The organism is Pseudomonas sp. ICMP 8385 (assembly GCF_002699915.1).
Lineage (GTDB): Bacteria > Pseudomonadota > Gammaproteobacteria > Pseudomonadales > Pseudomonadaceae > Aquipseudomonas > Aquipseudomonas gessardii.
Genome location: NZ_LKBY01000121.1, coordinates 19,032 through 41,205, shown reverse-complemented (window position 1 = coordinate 41,205; position 22,174 = coordinate 19,032). Strand labels below are relative to the sequence as shown.

The 22,174-nt window shown below is 57.6% G+C and carries 23 protein-coding genes and 1 pseudogene; 12 read left to right on the top strand and 12 right to left on the bottom strand.

The genetic code is table 11. The features are described from left to right. The first annotated feature begins 222 nt into the window (after positions 1 to 222). The 4 genes from AO268_RS23755 to AO268_RS23740 all read left to right on the top strand — a co-directional run bounded on the left by AO268_RS23755 (position 223) and on the right by AO268_RS23740 (position 4,768). Entirely contained in the window at positions 223 to 1,332 is a 1,110-nt protein-coding gene (locus AO268_RS23755) for an ATP-grasp domain-containing protein (RefSeq protein ID WP_176561410.1), read from the top strand. 75 nt (positions 1,333 to 1,407) lie between these two features. Continuing rightward, positions 1,408 to 2,661 carry a cation:proton antiporter gene (locus tag AO268_RS23750; RefSeq protein WP_099170026.1) on the top strand — a complete coding sequence of 418 codons (1,254 nt, stop codon included), beginning with the start codon at positions 1,408 to 1,410 and terminating at the stop codon, positions 2,659 to 2,661. An 84-nt stretch (positions 2,662 to 2,745) separates the two neighbouring features. Further along, positions 2,746 to 3,612: a DMT family transporter gene (locus AO268_RS23745; RefSeq protein ID WP_099170025.1), complete on the top strand. Its 867-nt coding sequence runs from the start codon at positions 2,746 to 2,748 to the stop codon at positions 3,610 to 3,612. Positions 3,613 to 3,856: 244 nt separating this feature from the next. Continuing rightward, positions 3,857 to 4,768 (top strand): LysR family transcriptional regulator, encoded by a 912-nt coding sequence (locus AO268_RS23740; protein WP_099170024.1) that lies wholly within the window; start codon positions 3,857 to 3,859, stop codon positions 4,766 to 4,768. A 117-nt stretch (positions 4,769 to 4,885) separates the two neighbouring features. On the opposite strand, the gene AO268_RS23735 is transcribed toward AO268_RS23740, so the two are convergent. Both AO268_RS23735 and AO268_RS23730 read right to left on the bottom strand, forming a co-directional pair. Continuing rightward, a complete protein-coding gene (locus AO268_RS23735) occupies positions 4,886 to 6,382 on the bottom strand; it encodes a YifB family Mg chelatase-like AAA ATPase (protein WP_099170023.1) in 1,497 nt (498 codons plus the stop codon). 223 nt (positions 6,383 to 6,605) lie between these two features. Next, positions 6,606 to 6,866, bottom strand: a complete 261-nt coding sequence (locus AO268_RS23730) for an accessory factor UbiK family protein (RefSeq protein WP_076964272.1) — start codon at positions 6,864 to 6,866, stop codon at positions 6,606 to 6,608. Between the two features lie 421 nt (positions 6,867 to 7,287). Here AO268_RS23730 and glnK point away from each other — a divergent pair, with 421 nt between their 5' ends. The 4 genes and pseudogenes from glnK (at position 7,288) to sutA (ending at position 9,839) form a co-directional block, all read left to right on the top strand. After that, positions 7,288 to 7,626: a P-II family nitrogen regulator gene (gene glnK, locus AO268_RS23725; protein WP_002555808.1), complete on the top strand. Its 339-nt coding sequence runs from the start codon at positions 7,288 to 7,290 to the stop codon at positions 7,624 to 7,626. A 34-nt stretch (positions 7,627 to 7,660) separates the two neighbouring features. Continuing rightward, positions 7,661 to 8,998, top strand: a complete 1,338-nt coding sequence (locus tag AO268_RS23720; protein ID WP_076964271.1) for an ammonium transporter — start codon at positions 7,661 to 7,663, stop codon at positions 8,996 to 8,998. 252 nt (positions 8,999 to 9,250) lie between these two features. Continuing rightward, positions 9,251 to 9,412 (top strand): annotated as a pseudogene (locus tag AO268_RS23715) (YjbQ family protein); the annotation flags it as partial. Positions 9,413 to 9,515: 103 nt separating this feature from the next. Beyond that, on the top strand, positions 9,516 to 9,839 hold the full coding sequence (gene sutA, locus AO268_RS23710; protein WP_076964270.1) for a transcriptional regulator SutA: 324 nt from the start codon (positions 9,516 to 9,518) through the stop codon (positions 9,837 to 9,839). A 185-nt stretch (positions 9,840 to 10,024) separates the two neighbouring features. On the opposite strand, the gene AO268_RS23705 is transcribed toward sutA, so the two are convergent. From AO268_RS23705 to lptM, 6 genes are read right to left on the bottom strand one after another with little or no spacing between them, the layout of a single operon-like run. Continuing rightward, positions 10,025 to 10,720, bottom strand: coding sequence for an HAD family hydrolase (locus AO268_RS23705; protein WP_099170022.1), 696 nt, complete (start codon positions 10,718 to 10,720; stop codon positions 10,025 to 10,027). Continuing rightward, complete coding sequence (gene xerC / locus AO268_RS23700; RefSeq protein WP_076964268.1) at positions 10,717 to 11,616, bottom strand: tyrosine recombinase XerC; 900 nt, start codon at positions 11,614 to 11,616, stop codon at positions 10,717 to 10,719. Before xerC ends, AO268_RS23705 begins: the two co-directional genes overlap by 4 nt. A gap of 2 nt (positions 11,617 to 11,618) precedes the next feature. Next, positions 11,619 to 12,344 carry a DUF484 family protein gene (locus AO268_RS23695; protein WP_076964267.1) on the bottom strand — a complete coding sequence of 242 codons (726 nt, stop codon included), beginning with the start codon at positions 12,342 to 12,344 and terminating at the stop codon, positions 11,619 to 11,621. Between the two features lie 13 nt (positions 12,345 to 12,357). Next, complete coding sequence (gene dapF / locus AO268_RS23690) at positions 12,358 to 13,188, bottom strand: diaminopimelate epimerase (protein WP_099170021.1); 831 nt, start codon at positions 13,186 to 13,188, stop codon at positions 12,358 to 12,360. A gap of 3 nt (positions 13,189 to 13,191) precedes the next feature. After that, positions 13,192 to 14,439: a diaminopimelate decarboxylase gene (lysA, locus tag AO268_RS23685; RefSeq protein WP_076964265.1), complete on the bottom strand. Its 1,248-nt coding sequence runs from the start codon at positions 14,437 to 14,439 to the stop codon at positions 13,192 to 13,194. Positions 14,440 to 14,448: 9 nt separating this feature from the next. Then, positions 14,449 to 14,610, bottom strand: a complete 162-nt coding sequence (lptM, locus tag AO268_RS23680; protein ID WP_076964264.1) for an LPS translocon maturation chaperone LptM — start codon at positions 14,608 to 14,610, stop codon at positions 14,449 to 14,451. A 239-nt stretch (positions 14,611 to 14,849) separates the two neighbouring features. Between lptM and cyaY the strand changes: the two genes are divergently transcribed. The 3 genes from cyaY (at position 14,850) to rnk (ending at position 15,958) form a co-directional block, all read left to right on the top strand. Next, the gene (gene cyaY, locus AO268_RS23675; RefSeq protein WP_076964263.1) at positions 14,850 to 15,182 is read left to right on the top strand and encodes an iron donor protein CyaY; all 333 of its coding nucleotides are present in this window, start codon (positions 14,850 to 14,852) and stop codon (positions 15,180 to 15,182) included. A gap of 2 nt (positions 15,183 to 15,184) precedes the next feature. Further along, positions 15,185 to 15,403: a DUF1289 domain-containing protein gene (locus AO268_RS23670; RefSeq protein ID WP_032856898.1), complete on the top strand. Its 219-nt coding sequence runs from the start codon at positions 15,185 to 15,187 to the stop codon at positions 15,401 to 15,403. Positions 15,404 to 15,547: 144 nt separating this feature from the next. After that, a complete protein-coding gene (gene rnk / locus AO268_RS23665) occupies positions 15,548 to 15,958 on the top strand; it encodes a nucleoside diphosphate kinase regulator (protein WP_057444204.1) in 411 nt (136 codons plus the stop codon). On the opposite strand, the gene AO268_RS23660 is transcribed toward rnk, so the two are convergent. From AO268_RS23660 to AO268_RS23650, 3 genes are all read right to left on the bottom strand, one after another. After that, positions 15,955 to 18,795, bottom strand: coding sequence for a class I adenylate cyclase (locus AO268_RS23660; RefSeq protein ID WP_099170020.1), 2,841 nt, complete (start codon positions 18,793 to 18,795; stop codon positions 15,955 to 15,957). The genes rnk and AO268_RS23660 overlap by 4 nt on opposite strands. 167 nt (positions 18,796 to 18,962) lie before the next feature. After that, complete coding sequence (locus AO268_RS23655; RefSeq protein ID WP_057440483.1) at positions 18,963 to 19,217, bottom strand: TIGR02647 family protein; 255 nt, start codon at positions 19,215 to 19,217, stop codon at positions 18,963 to 18,965. Positions 19,218 to 19,366: 149 nt separating this feature from the next. Continuing rightward, positions 19,367 to 19,651: a hypothetical protein gene (locus AO268_RS23650; RefSeq protein ID WP_032856903.1), complete on the bottom strand. Its 285-nt coding sequence runs from the start codon at positions 19,649 to 19,651 to the stop codon at positions 19,367 to 19,369. Positions 19,652 to 19,777: 126 nt separating this feature from the next. Here AO268_RS23650 and AO268_RS23645 point away from each other — a divergent pair, with 126 nt between their 5' ends. Further along, positions 19,778 to 20,437 (top strand): glutathione S-transferase family protein, encoded by a 660-nt coding sequence (locus AO268_RS23645; protein WP_099170019.1) that lies wholly within the window; start codon positions 19,778 to 19,780, stop codon positions 20,435 to 20,437. Between the two features lie 182 nt (positions 20,438 to 20,619). Here the strand turns inward: AO268_RS23645 and argH are convergent, their stop codons facing one another. Beyond that, a complete protein-coding gene (argH, locus tag AO268_RS23640; RefSeq protein WP_099170018.1) occupies positions 20,620 to 22,014 on the bottom strand; it encodes an argininosuccinate lyase in 1,395 nt (464 codons plus the stop codon). Positions 22,015 to 22,174 lie beyond the last annotated feature (160 nt).

The window sequence follows — 22,174 nt, the reverse complement described above, 5'->3', positions numbered from 1 at the left end:
CTCGTCGAATTGATTGTTTTTTGATCATTTGGCGAGTTTAAAAGTTGCGCTAGGTGGTATGCCGGGGAAATACATGGCTACTTCAGACCATCCCTAAGCATGAAGGCGCTCCAATCCATTGTAGTCATTGATCCTGTCAGTTCCGCTAGGCGATACGGAACTGAGATAATAAAAAAAGGTTTTCGTTCGGTGGCGCTTGTGACGAGAGACCGATTCCCCGGAATGCTCGACAGATTGCACAGTTGCGACGGATTCGAGATTACTGTTAAGGCCTACGATTTTTCTGAAGCGATCGAAAGGCTCTTCGACCTTAACGTTAAGGCCATTTTACCAGGATCCGACTCTGCTCTTAAATTGAGTGATGAACTGGCTCAACATTTTGGCCTTATTGGTAATCCGGTCGCGACTCGGCAAGCAAGGACTAACAAGCTCGCAATGAAGCATCGCCTGCACGCTAATAGTGTTCCAGCAACTATCTCTACAGAAATTTCGTTGGATCAATTATTCAAATGTGATTTTGCTGAATTTGAGTACCCAGCGGTAGTGAAGCCGTGCCAGGGAACGGGCAGCAAAAATGTTAAAATCTGTCATAGTCGAGCAGATGTCTATAAGGCGGTCGCGGCGATCGAGTCGGCACATGAGGGTTATGTACAAGAGGAACGAGGTGCTCTAATTGAACCGTTCATTGAAGGGCCAGAGTATTTCATGGCTACAGCGAATTTTGGGAAATATAAAAAGAAAAATATATTATGTTTTGCGGAGTACGAAAAAATCCGAGTTGGTAACAATCCCAGTGTATACAAAAATATTCGATCCCTATCAACCGTGAGTTCGAAGGCAAAGAATGCATTCAAATATATAAGGAGAGTCAATGAGGCCTTAGAGGCGGACTATGGAATTAATGACATTGAGTTTAAAAGCTCCGTGGATGGATGGGTAATCATTGAGCAAAACGGACGGCTTTCTGGGGCGAATGTACCTTCTCTTGCAGAGCAATGCACTGGATTGAATTGGTATAGCCTTAATCTAGATATTTTTCTAGGTCGATCTATAGAGAATTTTAAAGGCGTTGATTACAGAAAACATTTCTGTATTTGCTGCCTTATTAATGTGGGTGTAGGGAAAATTATTTCGGTTTCAGGTGTTGATGAGGTCAAAGAGCTTTCCTCGGTAGTCAATATCGATGTGTTGGTGAAGGCTGGAGATCTTGTACAGGATACCCAAGATTTTTTATCCACTTGGGGATTCGTATACTTGGTGCATGAAAGCCAAGATGTTCTCGTAGAACACTCAAAGTTGGTGCATGAGGTTATGCGGTTACATTGCTGTTAGTTTTCAAGCGGAGTCAAATCGTTCGACATAGTAATGCATATATTCCATGGTGGTGACTTTATTTAGGGCAGCAGAATGGCTACTTGGATGGTACAAGTCTCTCTAATTATTACTCTTTCTCTTGTGTTAGGGCGATTAGCGGAGAAGGTCGGACAAAGTCGCATGATAGGGGAAATCAGCGCTGGTTTGTTACTGGGGGCTTCAGTATTTGGTGTACTTTGGCCTAACGGGTACGCCGCATTGTTTTTCAACGATTCTTTGGAGGATTTAAAGGTCCTTGCTGACTTGGGACTAGTGCTTCTAATGTTCGAGGTGGTATGGCATACGTCTTTTATGCATACTGGAAAAATACGAAATGCTAGATTGATACCCTTGGTCATCACCCTATTTGGAGTCTCATTAACGTTCCTGATCGGATGTCTAATCGCAACCATGTCCAAGGAAACTTTAGCACCTGATATCGCTCTTTGGCCATACGTATTTTTCTGTGGTCTTGCGTTATCAGTTACAGCGTTGCCGGTATTGATTAAAATAATTAATCACTTAGGATGTATGTCTACCTCGACAGCTTCTATTGCTTTATCTAGTGCAATTTATACGGACGTACTTGCTTGGGTCGGATTGGCTTTCTTAGTGGCTTTTAATTCCGTTGAAAAAACAAGTGTTGTTGGGGGGCTAGTAAGTATATTGAGTTTAATTGGGTTTTGCGGAATTTCTTTTTATATGATTCGTCCTCTAATCTCCTTTCTGTGCCGCGAGCAAGTGCCTGATAGAAATAAGAGCGTGCAATTAGTTTTTGCGATTTGTTATTGTCTGATGAGCGCTGAGGTAACCTCACAATTAGGATTTCATCAAGCCATAGGTGTGGTAATTGCGGCATATGTATTTTGCAAGGTCCCTGGACTTCAGCATACTTGGAGGCTAACTATTGGGGAGTTTGCACATGTATTTTTCATTCCATTATTTTTTGCTTATTCCGGGCTTCAGGTCAGTTTTGGCTATTTTTTACAATTCGATACTTGGTTATGGTTAGGTATTTTTGCATTCGGTGGTTTTTTCGGAAAAGTAGTGGGTACTTATTTAGCTGGTCGAATTTGCGGCCTGAGTCCGGCCATAGCTATGGAGGTTGGTTTACTGATGAATACTAAAGGACTCGTCGAGCTTGTAATCTTAAATATTGGATTGCAGCTGGGGATTTTATCGGAAAAGGCCTACGGCATTTTCCTAATTATCGCACTTTTATCGATTGTGACGACTCCGCCGCTGATGAATTGTTTTGCAAAATTACGCGGGGACGACGCTAATGTGCAAATAAAAGGGTCAAAGTGAGGATTTGACTTTTTCATCAGTCCTAGACTAATTTCTGCTAATTATATAAAAATAATTTAAAGAAGTAGGAAGGGGATTACAGTAATGGATGTGATTATGGGGCTTGTTGCCGCTTTGTTTTGGGGGGGCACTGATTTTCTCGTTGGGTTGAATGCCCGTGCTGTTGGCGTAAAAAGGGCTGTTTTTTTTGGCCAGGCATTAGGTTTTGTGCTGATGAGCATCCTGTTATTGCTTTACCCGTTCTATTTTATCAAGTCACTGTCGGCGCCTTTGGTAATTTGGGGGGCGGGGCTAGTCGCTGCGGTATGCACCGTGACAGGTGCTTTAGCACTCTCTAAAGCGTTTGCACTCGGGAAGACTGCGATTGTTGCACCGTTGATAACTTCTTATGGTGTATTTACCACCGCGCTAGCTTGGGCTAGTGGAGATGTTATTGCTCTTAGCCAGTTCGTTGGTATTCTAATCTGTGTCATCGGAGTCTTGCTTACAAGCATCCATGTGGATTCTGATGTGAAGACCAACCACCAAAACAAATTTTCGATTTTTTTTGGTCTTGTAGCTGCGATTCTGTACGGTACGAGTCTTTGGATACAAGGAAAATATGCGCTTCCCATATTAGGCCCGATTACCATGTTATGGTTGGGGTATGCCGTAGGGCTATTTGTGTTATTTTTTATAGTGCTTAAGCTGAATGCAGGTCTCAAGTTGCCGCCACGTAAAAATATAGGTTTGTTAGTTGCAGCTAGCTTGTTTAATTTAGGTGGGTTTTCTGCTTTTTCTTGGGGCGCTATTAATGGTTCGGTTTCTGTTGTTACCGTCATTAGCACGCTTTCGGGTGGAATAGCTGCAATATTAGGTTTTTTGGTTTTCAAGGAACGGCTGGGAGGTTGGCAGCTAATCGGCGTCGTGCTTGTATTGATGGGCGCAATGATTTTGCATATGTTTAATTGATTAAACGATTGGATTTACTGTATGTTTGATCTCTTGCTGTAGTATTGATAGTGGTTTATTGAAGTGCTAATCCTTCGAGGTTGTACTTTTTCTTGAGGGATTTCATTTTATAGCTTGTTCTAAGTGTTGCGATGTGCACAATCGGTTTTAGCGAAAGTATGGTTGCGGATATAAAAACAATCACGAGCCTCAAGGTTGGTGATTTAAAATAATATGACGTCTTCATAGCGAATCGAGGAACTATATGCATAAGGATTATGTCGATATGCTCCCCTATATGGCTGCATTTGCAGTTGTAGTTGAAACAGGTAGTTTTATTGACGCGTCGGAAAAGCTAGGGGTATCTGCTTCTGCTGTCAGTCGGCAAATTTCAAAGCTGGAGCGAATTTTGTCTCTGCGTTTAATTGAGCGTAGTACGCGACATCTGAAAGTGAACTCTGATGGTGCTAAAGTTTATCGCCACTGTAAGGATTTGCTTAATTTTTCATCGAGAGTGCTTGATCTGAAAGAAGAGCTTGGGCGGCCGCAGGGGCTAATAAAAATTTCCGCTTCCAAAATACTGAACAACTCCCTCAATCAGCTTATGCCAGAATTCTTGCGAAAGTTTCCAGAAATAAACGTCCAGTTCATTTTTGATGCTGTTGAAGAGGATTTAATTTGTGATGAGATTGATCTAAGTATAAGGATAACTGATGCGCCACCTTTGGGGTTGGTCGCTAGAAAACTCTTCAATGTAGATTTTACAGTGTGTGCAACGCCGGAGTATATCGATTTTTACGGAGTTCCAAACCATCCCTCTGAATTATCGGGGCATAGCTGTATTGCAATTGCTGAAATCTCAGAGGACAAGCGGTGGGAGTTCGCTAATGAGCACGAAACATCTGAAGTTATGATTAGCGGGCGCTATTGCTCGAATGATATTGAAGCGGTCCTCAAGGCAACACTAAATAGTTTGGGAATAGCTTGCTTGCCTAGCGCCGTTACAGAATCAGAGTTGAGTGCGGGGCGCCTGATTGCTGTCTTGCCAAACTGGAGATATATTGGTAGTTCTCAAGGCATGGCGTGGCTATTATATAAACCTAATAAATATGGCTCGCAAAAGTTGAAAGTTTTGGTTGATTATTTGATTGCAAGATTTTATGGGATCGTTTGCTGATTCTGATGTGTTTGCTGTCTATGTCGGGCTCTTGTTGAAAAATCTTAATCTGCTTGTAGTAGACCGTACGATTGGAATTTTATCTGACGGGTAACAGATTAGGTTGTGTATAGGATTTCAGGTGGGGATTGCCGGTCGGTACTGCAATGCCTCCGCCAAGTGATGGCGAGCGATGCCTTCCACTTGCTCAAGGTCTGCCAGGGTACGCGCGACCTTGAGCAGTCGGTGAGCTGCGCGCAGCGATAACGTCAGCCGCTCGCAAGCTCCCTCCAGCCAGCTTTCATCGGCTTTTACCAGTGCGCAGTGCTCGCGTAATCCCGCCAGGTCGAGGAAGGCATTCGCGCAACCCTGGCGCCCTTGCTGGCGCTCCCGGGCCTCGGCCACTTGGGCGGATGCCTTCGCCGTGTCATCACCGACCTTTTGGAAGGGGTTCAGCACGGTGGTTTCGCGTGCCACAGTCAGGTGCAAATCAATCCGGTCCAGCAACGGCCCCGAGAGTTTGTTGCGATAGCGCTGGATCTGTTCCGGCGTGCACCGACAGCGCCCGCTGGGTTCGCCCATATAGCCGCAGGGGCAGGGGTTCATCGCCGCCACCAGTTGAAAGCGTGCCGGGAAACTTACGCGGTCGCGGGCGCGGGAAATCACGATATGGCCGGACTCCAACGGTTCGCGCAGCACCTCCAGCACCTTGCGATCAAATTCCGGCAGCTCATCGAGAAACAGCACCCCGTGATGGGCCAGGGTGATTTCCCCTGGCTGTGGTTTCGAGCCGCCACCCACCAGCGCCGGCCCGGATGCCGAATGGTGCGGCTGGCGAAAGGGCCGCTGGGGCCAGTGGCTCAAGGGGGCGAGACTGACCACCGACTGGATCGCCGCCACTTCCAGTGCCTCCTGTTCGCTCAAGGGCGGCAGCAGCCCGGGCAGGCGGCTGGCGAGCAAGGTCTTGCCGGTGCCGGGTGGCCCGCTGAACAGCAAGTTGTGGGCACCCGCTGCCGCAATCAGCAGGGCGCGCTTGGCGGCAAGCTGGCCCTGCACCTCGCTCAGGTCCGGGTAAGGCTTGTTCAGGTACAGCAACCCGTCGGACGTGTAAGGCTCGATCGGCACCAGGCCATTGAGGTGCGCCACCACTTGCAGCAGATGATCCACCGCAATCACCTTCAACCCGCAGGCCAGGCACGCTTCCTCGGCATTGGCCCTGGGCACGATCATGCTGCGCCCGGCCTTGCGTGCCGCCAGCGCGGCCGGCAACACCCCTTTGACCGCGCGCACCTCGCCAGACAGGGCCAGTTCGCCAAGGCATTCCACATCATCCAGCGCCAGCGCGGGCACCTGCACGCTGGCCGCGAGAATCCCCAGGGCAATCGCCAAGTCAAAACGCCCACCGTCCTTGGGCAGGTCGGCGGGCGCCAGGTTAAGGGTGATGCGGCGCGCGGGGTATTGCAGCGCGCTATTGAGAATGGCGCTGCGCACCCGGTCCTTGCTCTCCTTGACCGCCGCCTCCGGCAGGCCCACCAGCGTCAGCGATGGCAAACCATTGGCCATATGCACCTCGACGGTGACGGCAGGGGCTTCGACGCCGATCTGGGCGCGGCTGTGGACGATGGCGAGGGACATGCTCGTTCCTTGAAAGGGAGGGCCGCTTTGCGGTTTTTCAAGGGTAGACGAGGGCGGGGGAGGCGCCGTGTGGAGGTTTTACAGAACGTATCCAAGGCAGCAGGAAACCTACTGTAGGAGCGAGCTTGCTCGCGAAAAACGCCAACGATAACGCGGGGCTTCTGGATGCGCGCGGCGTTTTCAGGTTTTTCGCGAGCAAGCTCGCTCCTACAAGTACGGCGTGTTATTGCTCGCTGGGATTCAACCGCGCTTCCAGCTCTGCCACCTTCGCCTCCAGGCTCTCCAGCCGCGCACGGGTGCGGGCCAGGACTACCATCTGGCTGTCGAATTCTTCACGGCTGACCAGGTCCAGCTTGCTGAACCCGCTTTGCAGCAACGCCTTGAACTGGCTTTCGATTTCAGTGCGGGGCAGCGGGGTTTCGCCGCTAAACAGGCGAGAGGCGTGGCCGCTCAGGGCGTCGAGGAGGTCTTTGGGCGCGAGCATGGGAAACATTCCGGAAAACAGTTGGCCGGCAGTGTATCACGCAGTGGCTATAGTCTTTTTCACGCTGGCGACTGCACGTTTTTCGCGCATTGAACGGAATAGGTGTGCACTGTTTTTGTGCGTATCCAGGCCGCTACACAGCCCGATGGGCCGGCAGGAGCGGGCAAGGGGCTGATTTCGTTTGTTTTTACGGAGCTGGCAAGGTTTCTGCTTAGGTGATCATGACCCATGCACTGATGCAGTCGCTGTGACGAATGCAGTGCGCTGACGGATCAGGGTACATGTTTCGTTACCAACGGTTGGCTGGCGTCGCAATGGCAATTGCCGAGGCGACGATGCGTTACAAAGCCAGGCACTGCGCTTAGACTTGAGACGGGTTTGTTTTCCTGGGGCAAGTCCACCAATTCGGGAGAGAGTTTTCATGAAGCTAGTCACTGCCATCATCAAGCCGTTCAAGTTGGACGATGTACGCGAGTCGCTGTCCGAGATCGGCGTGCAGGGCATTACCGTTACCGAGGTCAAGGGCTTCGGTCGGCAGAAGGGTCATACCGAGCTGTATCGCGGTGCGGAATACGTGGTCGATTTCCTGCCGAAGGTGAAGATTGATGTCGCCATTGACGACAAGGATCTTGACCGGGTTATCGAGGCGATAACCAAGGCGGCCAACACCGGCAAGATCGGTGACGGCAAGATCTTCGTGGTCAATCTGGAACAGGCTATCCGCATCCGTACCGGCGAAACCGATACCGACGCAATCTAAGCCGCCAAACCCCAACGCCCCAGGAGAAAACAATATGACTCTGCGTAAATTCGCAGGGCTAGGAGCCCTGTTGTCCATCGTAATACCCAGCCTGGCCTTGGCGGCAGACGAAGTGGCGGCGCCAGTCCTCAACTCCGGCGACACCGCCTGGATGCTGACAGCCACTGCATTGGTGCTGTTCATGACCATCCCTGGCCTGGCGCTGTTCTACGGCGGCATGGTCCGCTCCAAAAACATTCTTTCCGTGATGATGCAGTGCTTCGCCATTACCGGTCTGATCAGCATCCTGTGGGTCGTCTACGGCTACAGCATTGCGTTCGACACCACGGGCATGGAGCAGGGCGTCGTCAACTTCAACTCGTTCTTCGGCGGCATGGGCAAGGCGTTCCTGGCGGGTGTCACCCCGTCCAGCATCACGGGCCCGGCGGCACTGTTCCCGGAAGCGGTGTTCATCACCTTCCAGATGACCTTCGCGATCATCACCCCGGCGCTGATCGTCGGTGCGTTCGCCGAGCGCATGAAGTTCTCTGCGATGCTGCTGTTCATGGCCATCTGGTTCACCCTGGTCTATGCGCCGATCGCGCACATGGTCTGGAGCGGCAATGGCGGCCTGATGTGGGACTGGGGCGTGCTGGACTTCGCTGGCGGCACCGTGGTGCATATCAACGCCGGTGTGGCTGGCCTGGTGGCGTGCATCGTGCTCGGCAAGCGTAAAGGCTACCCGACCACCCCAATGGCCCCGCATAACCTGGGCTACACCCTGATCGGCGCGGCGATGCTGTGGATCGGCTGGTTCGGCTTCAACGCCGGCTCCGCCGCAGCGGCCAACGGCACGGCCGGCATGGCGATGCTGGTGACCCAGATCGCCACCGCTGCTGCGGCCCTGGGCTGGATGTTCGCCGAGTGGATTACCCACGGCAAGCCAAGCGCGCTGGGTATCGCCTCGGGTGTGGTGGCCGGCCTGGTGGCTGTTACACCGGCCGCCGGTACCGTGGGCCCAATGGGGGCCCTGGTGATCGGCCTGGCGTCTGGCGTGATCTGCTTCTTCTGTGCCACCAGCCTCAAGCGCAAGCTGGGCTACGATGACTCCCTGGATGCCTTCGGTGTACACGGTGTCGGCGGGATTGTCGGGGCGATTCTGACCGGCGTATTCGCGGCGCCGATCCTGGGTGGCTTCGGCACGGTGACCGATATTGCCGCACAGGTCTGGATCCAGGCCAAGGGCGTTGGTTTCACCGTGATCTATACCGGTATCGTGACCTTTGTGATTCTCAAGGTGCTGGACTTGACCATTGGCTTGCGTGTAACCGAAGAGGAAGAGGCCGTGGGCCTGGACCTGGCGGAGCACAACGAGCGTGGCTACAACTTGTAAGAACGTATGAAAAAAAACATGCCCGGCTTGCCGGGCATTTTTTTGTCTGGTATTTGCCTGTGGTGAAGGCTTGTGAGATTTTTTGTGTCGCGTTTGTGATCGGATCCACAAGGCAGTTTTCACTGTGCGAATGTCTTACAGGCATGTAGGCGTATTCGGCACTTTGTTTTTTCCCAGAGCGCGCTAGAATGCGCGCCGATGGGCGCAGAACTGTATATGGCGACAGACCCTGATTACTCAGCGGGCCAGGCCCCGGGTCATTTCAAGGGCAGCCTATCGGGTCGCCAACCGAGTTTGCCGGTCAAGGCCGGCCACTTGGCAATGGGCACATGGCAAAGCGTTTATCTGGGCGAGCAGCGTGATCATGACGGTGCTCGCAAAACCCTCGGCACCTTGCACGGTGACGGGGCATAAGCCACTGGTTATCCGGTGGACGTTGATTTTTTTCCGGCAGCCTTCGACAGATGGTGAAGCTGGGCTATAACTAATCTGCTTTTCGCAAGTCATGAGGTAGAACATGAGCGACGATGATCTGGAAAACGATGACCTTGAAGTAGGTGACGATGAAACCGAAGAAGGTCTGGAAGCGGTAGCCGAAGACGTAGCTGACGACGATGGTGGTGAGGACGCACCGGCCCCTACCGCCAAGGGTAAGGCCAAGGCGGCTGTGTCGGTAGACGAGTTGCCGAGCGTTGAAGCCAAGAACAAAGAGCGCGATGCGCTGGCCCGCGCGATGGAAGAATTCCTCGCCAAAGGCGGTAAAGTGCAGGAAGTCGAGGCTAACGTGGTGGCCGACCCACCGAAGAAGCCGGATAACAAGTACGGCAGTCGGCCTATCTGAGGCCGGTTACTTGCTTGCTGAAAAAGCCCGCCGTCGCTGCGGGTTTTTTCATGCCTGAAATAAATGGCCACTGCCGAAACCCATGTGGGAGCTGGCTTGCCTGCGATAGCGGTGGGTCAGTCAATAACTACATCGACTGGTACAGCGCTATCGCAGGCAAGCCAGCTCCCACATTGGGTTTTGTATCATTTCCAGCGGGTCAGCAGCTCCGGCAACTCGGCCAGGCTACGAATCTGCGCATCCGGCAACGTTTCACCTTCCCAAGCCTTGCCCGTCGGGTTGAACCACACCGCTCGCAACCCCGCCTGCTGTGCCCCGGCGATGTCATCGCCAGGATGGTCGCCAATGTGCACCGCCGCAGCGGCATCCACCCCGCCACGTTGCAGAGCCTCCTGGAACAAGCGTGCATCCGGCTTGGCGATGCCAATATCCTCGGCCCTCAGCGCGAAGTGGAAGTAATCCGCCAGGCCTACGCGCTGCACATCGGCATTGCCATTGGTGATCACCCCCAGCAAAAAGTGCTGGCGCAGGGCTTGCAGCATCGGCTCGGCTTCCGGGAAGACGGTGAGCTGGTGCCGTGCATGAATGAACGCTTCAAAGCATACATCGGCCATTTCCGCGGCCTGCGGTTGTGGGTAGCCGGCCTCTTCAAAGGCGTGCATCAGCACCCGTTGGCGCAGCACGCTGATTCGGTGCTTGAGCTCTGGATGACGTTGCAGCACCTGCTGGCGCAGGCTGGCGAAATGCTCCAGGGGCAACTCGCCGACCTTGGACGCATGGGTCGCCAGCCATTGGCGCATCGATGCTTCGGCACTGATGATGACGGGGACGTTGTCCCACAGGGTATCGTCCAGGTCGAAGGTGATTAGTTTGATGCTCATGAGTCGCCGCCTTTAACGCGTTTGGCCCGAGGGTGGGCGCTGTCGTACACCGTCGCCAGGTGCTGGAAGTCCAGGTGGGTGTAGATCTGGGTGGTCTTGATATCCGAGTGGCCGAGCAGTTCCTGCACGGCGCGCAAGTCTTGTGACGATTCCAGCAGGTGGCTGGCAAAGGAGTGGCGCAGCATGTGCGGATGCAGGTTTTGCCCCAGCTCCCGCTCGCCCGCTGCCTTGACCCGCAACTGAATGGCCCGTGGCCCGAGGCGTCGGCCTTGCTGGCTGACAAACACCGCATCGTCCGGTGGGTTGGCCAGGGCTCGCAGGGGCAGCCATACCAGCAGGGCGTCCCGGGCCTTTTTACCGATGGGCAGCACGCGGGTCTTGCTGCCTTTGCCGTGTACTTGCACCAGGCCATCGGCCAGGTCCAGTTGTTCGAGGTTGAGGCTGGTCAGCTCCGACAGGCGCAGGCCCGAGGAGTAGAACAGCTCCAGGATCGCCTGGTCGCGGTGCGCCAGGAAATCATCCTCGACCGCGCCGTCGAGCAATTGCAGAGTGCGGTCGGCATCCAGGGTCTTGGGCAGGCGGCGCTCACCCTTGGGCGGCGCCAGGCCGTTGGCCGGGTCGTGGTCGCACAGGCCTTCGCGGTTGAGGTAGTGATACAGGCCGCGCACCGCCGACAGCAGGCGCGCCAGGCTGCGGGAGGATTGGCCCTGCTGGTGCAGGCGTGCAATCAGGCTGCGCAGGCCCTGGATATCAAGGGCCTTCCAGCTGCCGATCTGTTGTTTCTGGCAGAACGCCAGGACCTTGTTCAAGTCCCGTCGATAGGCTTCCAGCGTATGGGCAGACACCTGGCGCTCGCTGCGCAGGTGAGCGCAGTAGGCGTCCAGTTGCCGTTCCATGGCTAGCGCACCGCGCGCAGGGCGCTGGTAAAGCGCGGCAGGCTGCGGCTCAGCACTTCGGCAATGTAGGTCAAAAACAGCGTACCGACCGTGCTCTTGTAGTGCTGCGGATCACGGCTGGCGATGGCCAGCACGCCGTGCAAGCCTTGATGGCTGAGGGCGACCACGGCCGTCGAGCCGATCTGCACGCGCTGGTCTTCGCCAAACAGGAAGTCCAGCTCATGCTCGCGCAGGGTGCCGCTGATGGTCTTGCCTTCCGACAACAGGCCGCCAATGGCGGTCTGCGCCTCGCTGCCCTTGACCCAGCGCCCGACCGGCATCGGGTTGTCGCTGAACAGGATCAGGCTGACAAACGGCACCTGGAAGTCCTGGCGCAGGCTGTCTTCGACGGCAATGGTCAGGTCTTCCAGGCTGCCAGCATCCAGCAGCGCGAGGATCAGGCGGCGGGTCTTGTCGAACAGGCGGTCGTTGTCGCGGGCCACGTCCATCAACTGCGAGAGTCGATGGCGCATTTCAATATTGCGCTCGCGCAGGATTTTCATCTGCCGTTCCACCAGCGACACGGTATCGCCACGCTGATGGGGAATGCGCAAGGCCGGCAGCAACTCGTCGTGTTCGACGAAGAAGTCCGGGTTAGCCTCCAGGTAAGCGGCGACGGCCGCTGCCTCCAGGCTTGCGCAAGGGGATGCTTCGGGCTGCTTGGCGGGTGCCTGGGGCTTATCGGTCATTGGCGAGTCGCTCTCATAGACGGACCTGTCCTTCGTATACACGGGATGCCGGGCCGGTCATTTTTACCGGGTGGCCGGGGCCTGCCCATTCGATGGACAGGCGTCCGCCGGGCAGGTCGATCAACAGGGGCGAGTCCATCCAGCCCTGGCTGATCGCGGCCACGGCGGCGGCGCACGCACCGGTGCCACAGGCCTGGGTTTCCCCGGCGCCGCGCTCCCACACCCGCAATTGCGCACGGGAGCGGTCGATGACCTGCAGGAAGCCGACATTGACCCGTGCCGGAAAGCGCGGGTGATGTTCGATCTTCGGCCCCAGCTCATGCACCGGCGCATTGTTGATGTCGTTGACCCGCAGCACCGCATGGGGGTTGCCCATGGACACGGCGGCCACCTCGACCACGGTGCCGTCGACATCCAGCGAATAGCTCAAGGCCTGGGCATCGGCCTGGAACGGAATGTCGGCCGGCACCAGGCGCGGGGCGCCCATGTTGACGCTGATCTGGCCGTCGCTGCGGATATCCAGCTCGATAATGCCGCTTTTGGTCTCGACGCGAATCTGCCGTTTGGCGGTCAGGCGCTTGTCCAGCACAAAACGGGCGAAGCAGCGTGCGCCGTTGCCGCATTGCTCCACTTCGGAGCCGTCGGAGTTAAAGATCCGGTAGCGGAAGTCCACCTCCGGGTTGCTCGGCGCCTCGACGATCAGCAACTGGTCGAAGCCGATACCGGTATGGCGATCGCCCCACAGCTTGGCGTGCTTGGGCAGGATGTGCGCATGCTGGCTGACCAGGTCAAGGACCATGAAGTCATTGCCCAGGCCGTGCATCTTGGTAAAACGCAGCAGCATGGCTTACTCCGGCAGCAGGCTTTCGCCAGCAAACAACTCGGCTACCGTCTCGCGGCGACGCACTTCAAACGCTTGATCACCGTCCACCAACACTTCGGCGGTACGCCCGCGGGTGTTGTAGTTGGAACTCATGACAAACCCATAGGCGCCGGCCGAATGCACGGCCAGCAGGTCGCCTTCTGCCAGGGCCAGTTCACGGTCCTTGGCCAGGAAGTCGCCGGTTTCGCAGATCGGGCCGACGATGTCGTAGGCGCGTGCTTCGCTGTTACGCGGTGTCACGGCGGTGACGTTCATCCAGGCCTGGTACAGCGCCGGGCGGATCAAATCGTTCATCGCCGCATCGACGATGGCGAAATCCTTGTATTCGGTGTGCTTGAGGTACTCGACCTGGGTCAGCAGTACGCCGGCATTGGCGACGATATAGCGGCCCGGCTCGAACATCAGCGTCAGGTCGCGGCCTTCGGTGCGCTGGCGTACGGCCTTGATGTAGTCGGCCACCAGTGGCGGCTCTTCGTCGCGATAACGCACGCCCACGCCACCACCGAGGTCGATGTGGTGCAGGTAGATGCCGCACTCGCCGAGGCGGTCGATCAGCGCCAGCAGGCGGTCGAGGGCATCGAGGAACGGTGGCAGGCTGGTCAGTTGCGAGCCGATATGGCAGTCCACGCCCAGCACTTCCAGGTTCGGCAGTTGGGCGGCGCGGATGTACACGTCTTCGGCGTCGGCAATGGCGATGCCGAACTTGTTCTCTTTGAGACCGGTGGAAATGTACGGGTGGGTACCGGCATCCACATCCGGGTTGACGCGCAGGGAGATCGGCGCACGCACGCCCATCTCGGCGGCCACCCCTTGCAGGCGCTCCAGCTCGTCGGTGGATTCGACGTTGAAGCAATGCACGCCCACTTCCAGGGCGCGGCGCATGTCTTCGCGGCTCTTGCCGACACCGGAGAACACGATTTTGTCGGCCTGGCCGCCAGCGGCCAGCACACGCTCCAGCTCGCCCCGGGACACAATGTCAAAACCAGCGCCCAGGCGCGCCAGGACATTGAGTACACCCAGGTTGGAGTTGGCTTTTACGGCGTAGCACACCAGGCTTGGCGTGCCCTCCAGCGCATCGGCGAAGGTGCGGTATTGCGCTTCGATATGGGCGCGGGAGTACACGTAGGTCGGGGTACCAAAGCGCTCGGCAATGGCAGACAGCGCGACACCTTCCGCGAACAGCTCGCCGTCCCGGTAGTTAAAAGCGTCCATGATGATCCCTTAGTAGGTGTCGTGCTTGTGCGCTTTGGATTGCGAGGTTTTTGCCTGTTCATTCGGGTCTTTGCTGTCATCGGGCAGGTACAGCGGGCCTTTTTGACCACAGGCACTGACGAGGCAAGCGACCGCGACGAGCGCAGCAAGGGAAGAGATCAGGCGCTTCATGGCTAAATCCTTGAATATGCATTAATTGCGCCCGAGTATACCGACCACCCGCCAGCTTGCCTATGCGCCGGGACACCCGTCCGGCGGGGCTTTGCCGAGTATGTCGTGAAGTGGCCTACATCACTCTGGGATATTTCACGCGGCTGGTGGGAATGAAATCGGTATCCTTTGCAATCATCATGGCGCCTCCGTATCGTGCGGCGCTTGAGCGTGAGTAGACACTTTTTGAGGTTCCCACCATGAGTTTGACCGAAGCCCGCTTTCACGACCTGGTCGATGCGACCCAGCAAGCGCTGGAGGATATTTTCGACGAGAGTGGCCTGGACGTGGATCTGGAAAATTCTGCAGGCGTGTTGACCGTCAAGTTCGAGAACGGCAGCCAATTGATCTTCAGCCGCCAGGAGCCGCTGCGTCAGTTGTGGCTGGCGGCGCGCTCTGGCGGTTTTCACTTTGACTATGACGAAGAAGAAAAACGCTGGTCGCACGACACCAGTGACGAGCTGTTGAGCGAAATGCTTGCACGCCTCACCCTGGAACAGGCCGGCGTCGAGCTGGACTTCGACGAGATTTGATCGTGACCCAGCCCGCTCCCGCCCGTGCGCCCAAGCCGCTGTTCAGTAATGTCAGCCCGGCGGTGCCGTCACCTTGTATCAGTTTGTGTCGGCTGGATGAGCAAAAAGTCTGCCTCGGCTGCTTCCGGCATGTGGAAGATATCCGGGAATGGCGCTCTGCCGACGATCAACGGCGCCGGGTGATTGTCGCCCAGGCCGAGCAACGCAAGGCTGGCGCCTGAGCTTCAGACCGGTCCATCTTGTTTATTTGTTGTGCTGTGGTAGTGTCCGGGTATACCTCAACTCATCGAGGTCCGTGAGAACCCCGCCGTTTATTGGCGGGGTTTTGCTTTTTTGTGCAGAAAAAAAAGGAGTCTGCCGCAATCATGACTGCACCTTCCATCATCCTCACCCGTCTCGATGTGCAACGTCTTGAGCAACTGATCGACCGTATGGACGACAAATTGCCAGGCGTCATCGCCCTGCAAGCCGAACTTGACCGTGCCGAAGACGTGGTTGGCCACGATGAAGTGCCTGCGGGCGTCGTGACCATGAACTCTAGCGTGCATTGCCGTGAGCAAAGCAGCGGCAAGGACTATCACCTGACCCTGGTCTACCCCAAGGATGCGAATGCCGACGAAGGCAAGATCTCGATCCTGGCCCCGGTGGGCAGTGCGTTGCTGGGCCTGCAGGTTGGCCAGCATATCGATTGGCCGGCTCCGGGCGGCAAGACCCTCAAGCTTGAGCTGCTGAGTGTCGAAGGCCAGCCCAAGGACGGCGGCGCGTTTACACTTTAAATCTGATTCAAGGCCTGGTTGAGCGCCTGCTCCAACTCGGCTTTGTAGCGCAGGTACAGATTGCTCGGGCCTTGAACATCGCCAAGCAGGCCGGATAGGTCCAGATCGGTGATGTAGCAACGATAGCGCTCGGTTTCCCGGCGCTGCCCGACGATCTCCTGGGCGACCACCGCAAACAGCTGGTCGCCAAATTCCAGTTCGCAAAACTCCCGCTGATTGCAGTACAGGGTAATCCCCACCTGGCCTGGCGCGCCCTTGCCGATAATCGCCTGCACATCGTAGAACGGTTTGTTGGCCGGGACCTGGGGGGCCGGTCGTGGCTCGACCCTACGGGCGCGGCCGCCTGCCGATGGCAATAGTTGGTAATACAACGTCTGCACGGCCCCTAGTGGCTGCTGCGGGTCCAGCGGTGACAGGGCGTCCCGCCGATAGATGATCGATTGCAGGAAGCGCTGCAACGGGGCGAGCAAGCTCTGCTCATCATGAAACGGCAGGCGCTGTTGCCAGAGGGCGTTGAACTCGTCGAGCACATAGAGCTCGGCGAAGCCATCGTTGATGCGATAGAACACCTGCACACAGTCCGCCTGGCCCATGGGCAGCAAGATCGCCAGGTCGTGGTCTTCCAGGGCCATGCCATCCAGGTGCAGCGGGCTGTAGCTGGCCAGTTCTTCACTGAGGTAGTCCACCAGCGCCTGCTGGCTGGCCAGTGACACATGATTGGCTTGCCCTGGCGCCAGCTCCATGACGTGATAGTGCTGCTGCACCTGGATCAGGTAGCGGTGGTTGAGCTGGCTGAGCATCAGGTGTTGCGCGGTGTCGAAAATCTCTTCCACCCGCTGGGCGATAAACTGTGCGCGGTTATGACAAAAGCAGCGCACCCGCAGCCGTGGCAGTTGGTTGCGCGGCAATTGGTTCAGGTAGTCGCGCAGGCAGTCGAGCAGGGCGTGGGGGCCGTCGTAGCGGCTGACCATCACCTCGTTCCAGCTGTTGAGTGTCACCTGGTCCAGGGTCAGGACCAGGTTTTCCCGCACGCCTGCGTAACTCAGGGAGTCGGTGCGCTCGGTGGTCATCAGGATATTCAAGTCGCGGTGATGCTTGAGCGGGTCGACCCCGACGTTGATCAGCAACAGCACTTCATCGGGTATCGCCGTGCGCAGCAAGCGCTCCTCATCGACCATGGCCAGGGGCAGGGCGAGAGTCTGTTGCAGGCTGCCCAGCAGGTTGAACAGCTCGAACTCGCTCAAGTCGCTGGTGCCCGGATGCAGGGCCAGGCGCGTGCTGCTGTCGATCACGCCGTTGCGATGGCACCAGGTGAGCATCTCCAGCAGGTCGCGGCTGCGTTTGATCGGTGCAAAGTGCTCCCATTCCAGGGCGGTCAGGCTGCCGTTATACAAGCCCCAATGGGACTGGCCCGGCTCTTTGCGGTTGGGGGAGTGGACCAGGGTGAGGGTGTCTTCGGCCAGGTCCGGGGCAATCCCGGGGTTGATGAACTCGACCTTGCCGGCCTTGCGTTCAAAGGCGGCATACAGGCGCCGGCCCAGCACATTGAGGTCGCGCTTGTTGATCAGGCTCACGGTCTGCTCGGTGCGGGCGAACTGGGTCAGGAAGCGATAGCTGTAATTGAGCTCGTTGACCAGGGCCCGGCGTTCGGACGCAACCTGGCGCACTTTCCATTGGCTGCGGCTGTCGAGCAGGGCCAGTTGCCGCGGGTCCCAGCCCCATTCATTGGCCAGGCGCTCCAGCAGTGCGCGTTGCCAACCGGCGGTGCGCTGGCCGGTGGTGAGCTTGCGGTTGACCTTCAGGTACAGGCTGCGCCGCACCAGTTCCAGGCGTTCGGGCTCGTTGCGCCCGCGCAGGTATTCCTCGATGCGGCGGTAGACCACGATGTACGGGTCCAGCTCATCCAGATCCAGCTGGTTGGCGAATACCGCCCGTTTGAAGCGCAGGCTCAGGCACTGCACCCTGGGGTGTTCGCTGGCATACACCTCGGTGAGCAACAGCTTGAGCACCGACTTATAGGGTGACTCGATGCCCTTGAACAACTGCCACAGGCCGGCGCCGATAAATTCTCCCGGTGGGATGTGGGCCAGGTGCCCGAGGTCGAGGGTTTCGTCGGCGCGGATAAAGCGTTTGGAGATCAGCGTGTGGGTAAATTCGGCGTAGCGCGCCTCTTCGTAGACCGGCACCAGCCACCAGATCGGCGTGCGCCCGGCCAGCCAGATAGCGGTGCGGTAGAACTCGTCGAGCAACAGATAGTGCTGGCTGGTGCCGCAGTCATCCGAACTGAGCAGGGTATCGCGATCACCCAGTGCAAAACGGCTCGGTTCGACCAGGAAAAAGTGCGCCTCGGCGCCCATGGTCAGGGCCCAGGCCTCCAGCAACTGGCACTTTTTGCGCAACTCGCCCAGCTCGGCCTCGCTCAGGTTGTCGGCGTGGCACACCCACACGTCCATATCGCTCTGGTCAGCCTGGGCCAGCGTGCCGAGGCTGCCCATCAGGAACAGGCCGTGGATCGGGGTGGGCGGGTTGCCATGGCGTGGCTTGTAGGAGAACGAGCGGGTCAGGCGCTGGGCTTCGGCCAGGACCTGGGCGTCCGGTTCAAAATTCGACAACCCGGCCGGGGTACTGCCCGAGACATAGCCCGGCAGCAGCGGGTGATTGACGTGGAAAAACAGCGGCAGCAGCGCCAGCACGCTTTGCTGGCGCGGTGTCAGGCCTTCGACAGCCCGGGCCATGCGGCCGGCATTGAGGGTCAGGAAACGCGAGCGCAGTTGGGCCAGTACCTTGCGGTCAATGCCTTCATCCAAGTCAGGGCGGATTTCATGGGTACTGGTCATGTCGAACTCAACGGCTCACAGGCCCGGCGTGGGCCGCCGTGTAGGAGTTTACAGACAGAATCGTAGGAGGCTTAAGGGGAATTTGTTTTTGGCGCCAGAATTCTATCGCGTGCGCAGGCGTGCCCGCGGAATCCGTGAACCGAGGATCCCGTGGGCGATACAGAGTGTCAGGCGGCTTCTTTGGTGGTGGCGGTGGTCAGGATAGTCAGCAATGTTTGCGCTTGTTCTGCTGCGTCGCGGCCCAGGCTGGTCAGGTAGCCGCCATCTGGCTGGTCGATCAGTTTTTTCTCGAACAGGCGCTTGGCAGCAGCAATGGCAGTGGGAGCGGCGGTCTGATGGACTTTCAGGCCTTCCTGGGAGCTGCCCAGGTTGAAAAGTGCAAGGATTTCCAGTTCGGCAACCAACTCAGGGGTATACGACATAAGGACTCCAGACGTTCTAGGAATTGTCAGACGCTAGCAGCCCCTAAGGTGAACGTACTTGGGCGAACTGTCCAGTGCGATATGGACACAGGGGGGGCAAGCCGCACTCCTGCAGGAGCCGGCTTGCCGGCGATGGCGATACCGGGCAGTTACTGGTTTTCTGGCGGCAGCTCTGGCAGGGCGCGCAGGGCGGTTTCATACCAGTCGGTATTGAACGGCCGGTCTTCTTCCAGCATTGCGTCGATTTCCACGGCCAGCACATGAGCCATCAGGTTCAGGATGTCTTCGCGCTCGTAGCCCACCAGGGTCAGCTTGTTGAACGTGGCCTTGGCCGCCGGCGGGTTGTCGCTTTCGATCTGGTTTTCGATCGCTTGGGTCAAGGTGGATTCGGCGAACTCTTCTTCGTCGTTGTCGATATCGGTTGGCTCGCTCATGGCAGCCTCCTGTCAGGAAAGGGCGCCAGTCTACCCCCATTCAGCCAGGTGATGCTGCTAGCCAGGTGGCTCATCTCGTTCTATAACCTACCCAGCCAACCCCCTGCACGGCCTGGAGGCTTTGTGATGCTTAAGCTCTACGGATTTTCGGTCAGTAACTACTACAACATGGTCAAGCTGGCGCTCCTGGAAAAGGGCCTGCCCTTTGAGGAGGTGCCGTTTTATGCCGGGCAAACCCCTGAAGCACTGGCGGTGAGCCCACGTGGCAAGGTGCCGGTGCTCAAGGTCGAAAAAGGCTTTATCAACGAAACCGGCGTGATTCTCGAATACCTCGAACAGACCCAGTCGGGCCCGGCCCAGCTGCCAGGCGATGCCTTCCAGCGTGCCCAGGTGTTGGCGTTGTGCAGGGAAATCGAGTTGTACATCGAGCTGCCGGCCCGGACCTGCTATGCCGAGGCATTCTTTGGCATGACGGTGCCGGAAGCGATCAAGGACAAGGCCAGGGCCGAGTTGCTGTTGGGGGTTGCTTCGCTGGGCCGGCACGGCAAGTTTGCGCCGTATGTGGCGGGGGAGAGTTTTACCCTGGCCGACCTGTACTTCATGTACAGCGTGGACTTGGCATGTGCGGTCGGTGGGAAGCTGTTTGGCCTGGATCTGCTGGCTGAATTGCCGCAGGCCAAGGCCTTGCTGAAGACGCTGCAAGACCTGCCCAGCGCCCAGCGAGTGGCGGCGGACAAGGAAGCGGCGATGCCGGCCTTCATGGCGATGATCGCGGCGAAGAAGTGATAAATGTGGGAGCGGGCTTGTGTGGGAGCTGGGCTTGCCCGCGATGCAGGCACCTCGGTGTGTCAGTGACACTCAGGTGATGCTATCGCAGGCAAGCCAGCTCCCACGCAAGCCCGGCACAGTTGACCGAGGTGGATTGAAGGCCCCGGTCAAAGGTGGGAGCGGGCTTGCCCGCTATGCTGTTAGCGGCTGGCGAGCAGCGCCTGGCCGCGCACCACTGCGGCCTTGACCTGGGCCGGAGCCGTGCCGCCGATATGGTTGCGGGCATTCACCGAGCCTTCCAGGGTCAGCACCGCGAACACGTCCTGCTCGATCTGGTCGCTGAACTGGCGCAGCTCTTCCAGGCTCATTTCCGCCAGGTCCTTGCCGGTATCCACACCGTATTTCACCGCATGCCCGACGATTTCATGGCAGTCGCGGAACGGCAGGCCACGGCGCACCAGGTAGTCCGCCAGGTCAGTGGCGGTGGAGAAACCGCGCAGGGCCGCTTCGCGCATGATGGCGTGCTTGGGCTTGATTGCCGGGATCATGTCGGCAAACGCGCGCAGCGAATCGCGCAGGGTGTCGGCGGCGTCGAACAGCGGTTCCTTGTCTTCCTGGTTGTCCTTGTTGTAGGCCAGGGGCTGGCCTTTCATCAGGGTCAGCAGGCCCATCAGCGCACCGAATACGCGGCCGCTCTTGCCGCGCACCAGCTCTGGCACGTCGGGGTTTTTCTTTTGCGGCATGATCGAGCTGCCGGTGCAGAAGCGATCCGGCAGGTCGATGAACTGGAACTGCGCGCTGGTCCACAGCACCAGCTCTTCGGAGAAGCGCGACAAGTGCATCATCGCAATGCTGGCCGCTGCGCAGAACTCGATGGCGAAGTCGCGATCCGACACGCCGTCCAGGGAGTTGCCGCCCACGGCGTCGAAACCCAGCAGTTGCGCGGTGTATTCGCGGTCGATCGGGTAGGTGGTGCCGGCCAGGGCGGCGCTGCCCAGGGGCATGCGGTTGGCGCGCTTGCGGCAATCGACCAGGCGCTCGTAGTCGCGGCTGAGCATTTCGAACCAGGCCAGCAGGTGGTGGCCGAAGGTCACGGGCTGCGCGGTCTGCAGGTGGGTGAAACCGGGCATGATGGTGCCCGATTCACGCTCGGCCTGCTCCAACAGGCCTTGTTGCAGACGGGTGATTTCGGCCAGGATCAGGTCGATTTCATCACGCAGCCACAGGCGGATATCGGTGGCCACCTGGTCGTTGCGGCTACGCCCGGTGTGCAGCTTCTTGCCGGTCACGCCGATGCGGTCGGTCAGGCGCGCCTCGATATTCATGTGCACGTCTTCAAGGTCCACGCGCCAGTCAAAGGTGCCGGCCTCGATTTCGCCACGGATGGTGGTCAGGCCATCGATGATGCTGTCGCGCTCGGCGTCGGTCAGCACGCCGACCTTGGCCAGCATGGTGGCGTGGGCGATCGAGCCCATGATGTCGTGGCGATAGAGGCGCTGGTCGAAATTGACGGAGGCGGTGAAGCGCGCGACGAAGGCGTCGACGGGCTCACTGAAGCGGCCGCCCCAGGACTGGTTGGTCTTGTCGGTGCTCATGGATTCGCTCGTGATCTGCTTAAAAGAGGCATGAAAGTGTGCCGCCGATAATAACAGGGTTGCCCGTGGAGGCGTTGATACGCCGTGTCGGCATTTTTATTTGTTTGCTGGGTGGCAAAGTGCCTTGCCGTTGGCCGCGTCCGGGATGAGACTGGAGGCG

Excerpts from the sequence above, each read along its gene's own strand:
- xerC (WP_076964268.1), bottom strand. The coding sequence starts at position 11,616 with ATGGAACGGCAACTGGACGCCTACTGCGCTCACCTGCGCAGCGAGCGC.
- AO268_RS23660 (WP_099170020.1), bottom strand. The coding sequence starts at position 18,795 with ATGACCAGTACCCATGAAATCCGCCCTGACTTGGATGAAGGCATTGAC.
- AO268_RS23730 (WP_076964272.1), bottom strand. The coding sequence starts at position 6,866 with ATGCTCGCGCCCAAAGACCTCCTCGACGCCCTGAGCGGCCACGCCTCT.
- sutA (WP_076964270.1), top strand. The coding sequence starts at position 9,516 with ATGAGCGACGATGATCTGGAAAACGATGACCTTGAAGTAGGTGACGAT.
- AO268_RS23720 (WP_076964271.1), top strand. The coding sequence starts at position 7,661 with ATGACTCTGCGTAAATTCGCAGGGCTAGGAGCCCTGTTGTCCATCGTA.
- AO268_RS23655 (WP_057440483.1), bottom strand. The coding sequence starts at position 19,217 with ATGTCGTATACCCCTGAGTTGGTTGCCGAACTGGAAATCCTTGCACTT.
- AO268_RS23755 (WP_176561410.1), top strand. The coding sequence starts at position 223 with ATGCTCGACAGATTGCACAGTTGCGACGGATTCGAGATTACTGTTAAG.
- dapF (WP_099170021.1), bottom strand. The coding sequence starts at position 13,188 with ATGCTGCTGCGTTTTACCAAGATGCACGGCCTGGGCAATGACTTCATG.
- AO268_RS23645 (WP_099170019.1), top strand. The coding sequence starts at position 19,778 with ATGCTTAAGCTCTACGGATTTTCGGTCAGTAACTACTACAACATGGTC.
- AO268_RS23740 (WP_099170024.1), top strand. The coding sequence starts at position 3,857 with ATGCATAAGGATTATGTCGATATGCTCCCCTATATGGCTGCATTTGCA.
- AO268_RS23705 (WP_099170022.1), bottom strand. The coding sequence starts at position 10,720 with ATGAGCATCAAACTAATCACCTTCGACCTGGACGATACCCTGTGGGAC.
- AO268_RS23745 (WP_099170025.1), top strand. The coding sequence starts at position 2,746 with ATGGATGTGATTATGGGGCTTGTTGCCGCTTTGTTTTGGGGGGGCACT.
- rnk (WP_057444204.1), top strand. The coding sequence starts at position 15,548 with ATGACTGCACCTTCCATCATCCTCACCCGTCTCGATGTGCAACGTCTT.
- AO268_RS23735 (WP_099170023.1), bottom strand. The coding sequence starts at position 6,382 with ATGTCCCTCGCCATCGTCCACAGCCGCGCCCAGATCGGCGTCGAAGCC.
- cyaY (WP_076964263.1), top strand. The coding sequence starts at position 14,850 with ATGAGTTTGACCGAAGCCCGCTTTCACGACCTGGTCGATGCGACCCAG.
- lptM (WP_076964264.1), bottom strand. The coding sequence starts at position 14,610 with ATGAAGCGCCTGATCTCTTCCCTTGCTGCGCTCGTCGCGGTCGCTTGC.
- AO268_RS23750 (WP_099170026.1), top strand. The coding sequence starts at position 1,408 with ATGGCTACTTGGATGGTACAAGTCTCTCTAATTATTACTCTTTCTCTT.
- glnK (WP_002555808.1), top strand. The coding sequence starts at position 7,288 with ATGAAGCTAGTCACTGCCATCATCAAGCCGTTCAAGTTGGACGATGTA.
- AO268_RS23695 (WP_076964267.1), bottom strand. The coding sequence starts at position 12,344 with ATGACCGATAAGCCCCAGGCACCCGCCAAGCAGCCCGAAGCATCCCCT.
- lysA (WP_076964265.1), bottom strand. The coding sequence starts at position 14,439 with ATGGACGCTTTTAACTACCGGGACGGCGAGCTGTTCGCGGAAGGTGTC.
- AO268_RS23650 (WP_032856903.1), bottom strand. The coding sequence starts at position 19,651 with ATGAGCGAGCCAACCGATATCGACAACGACGAAGAAGAGTTCGCCGAA.
- argH (WP_099170018.1), bottom strand. The coding sequence starts at position 22,014 with ATGAGCACCGACAAGACCAACCAGTCCTGGGGCGGCCGCTTCAGTGAG.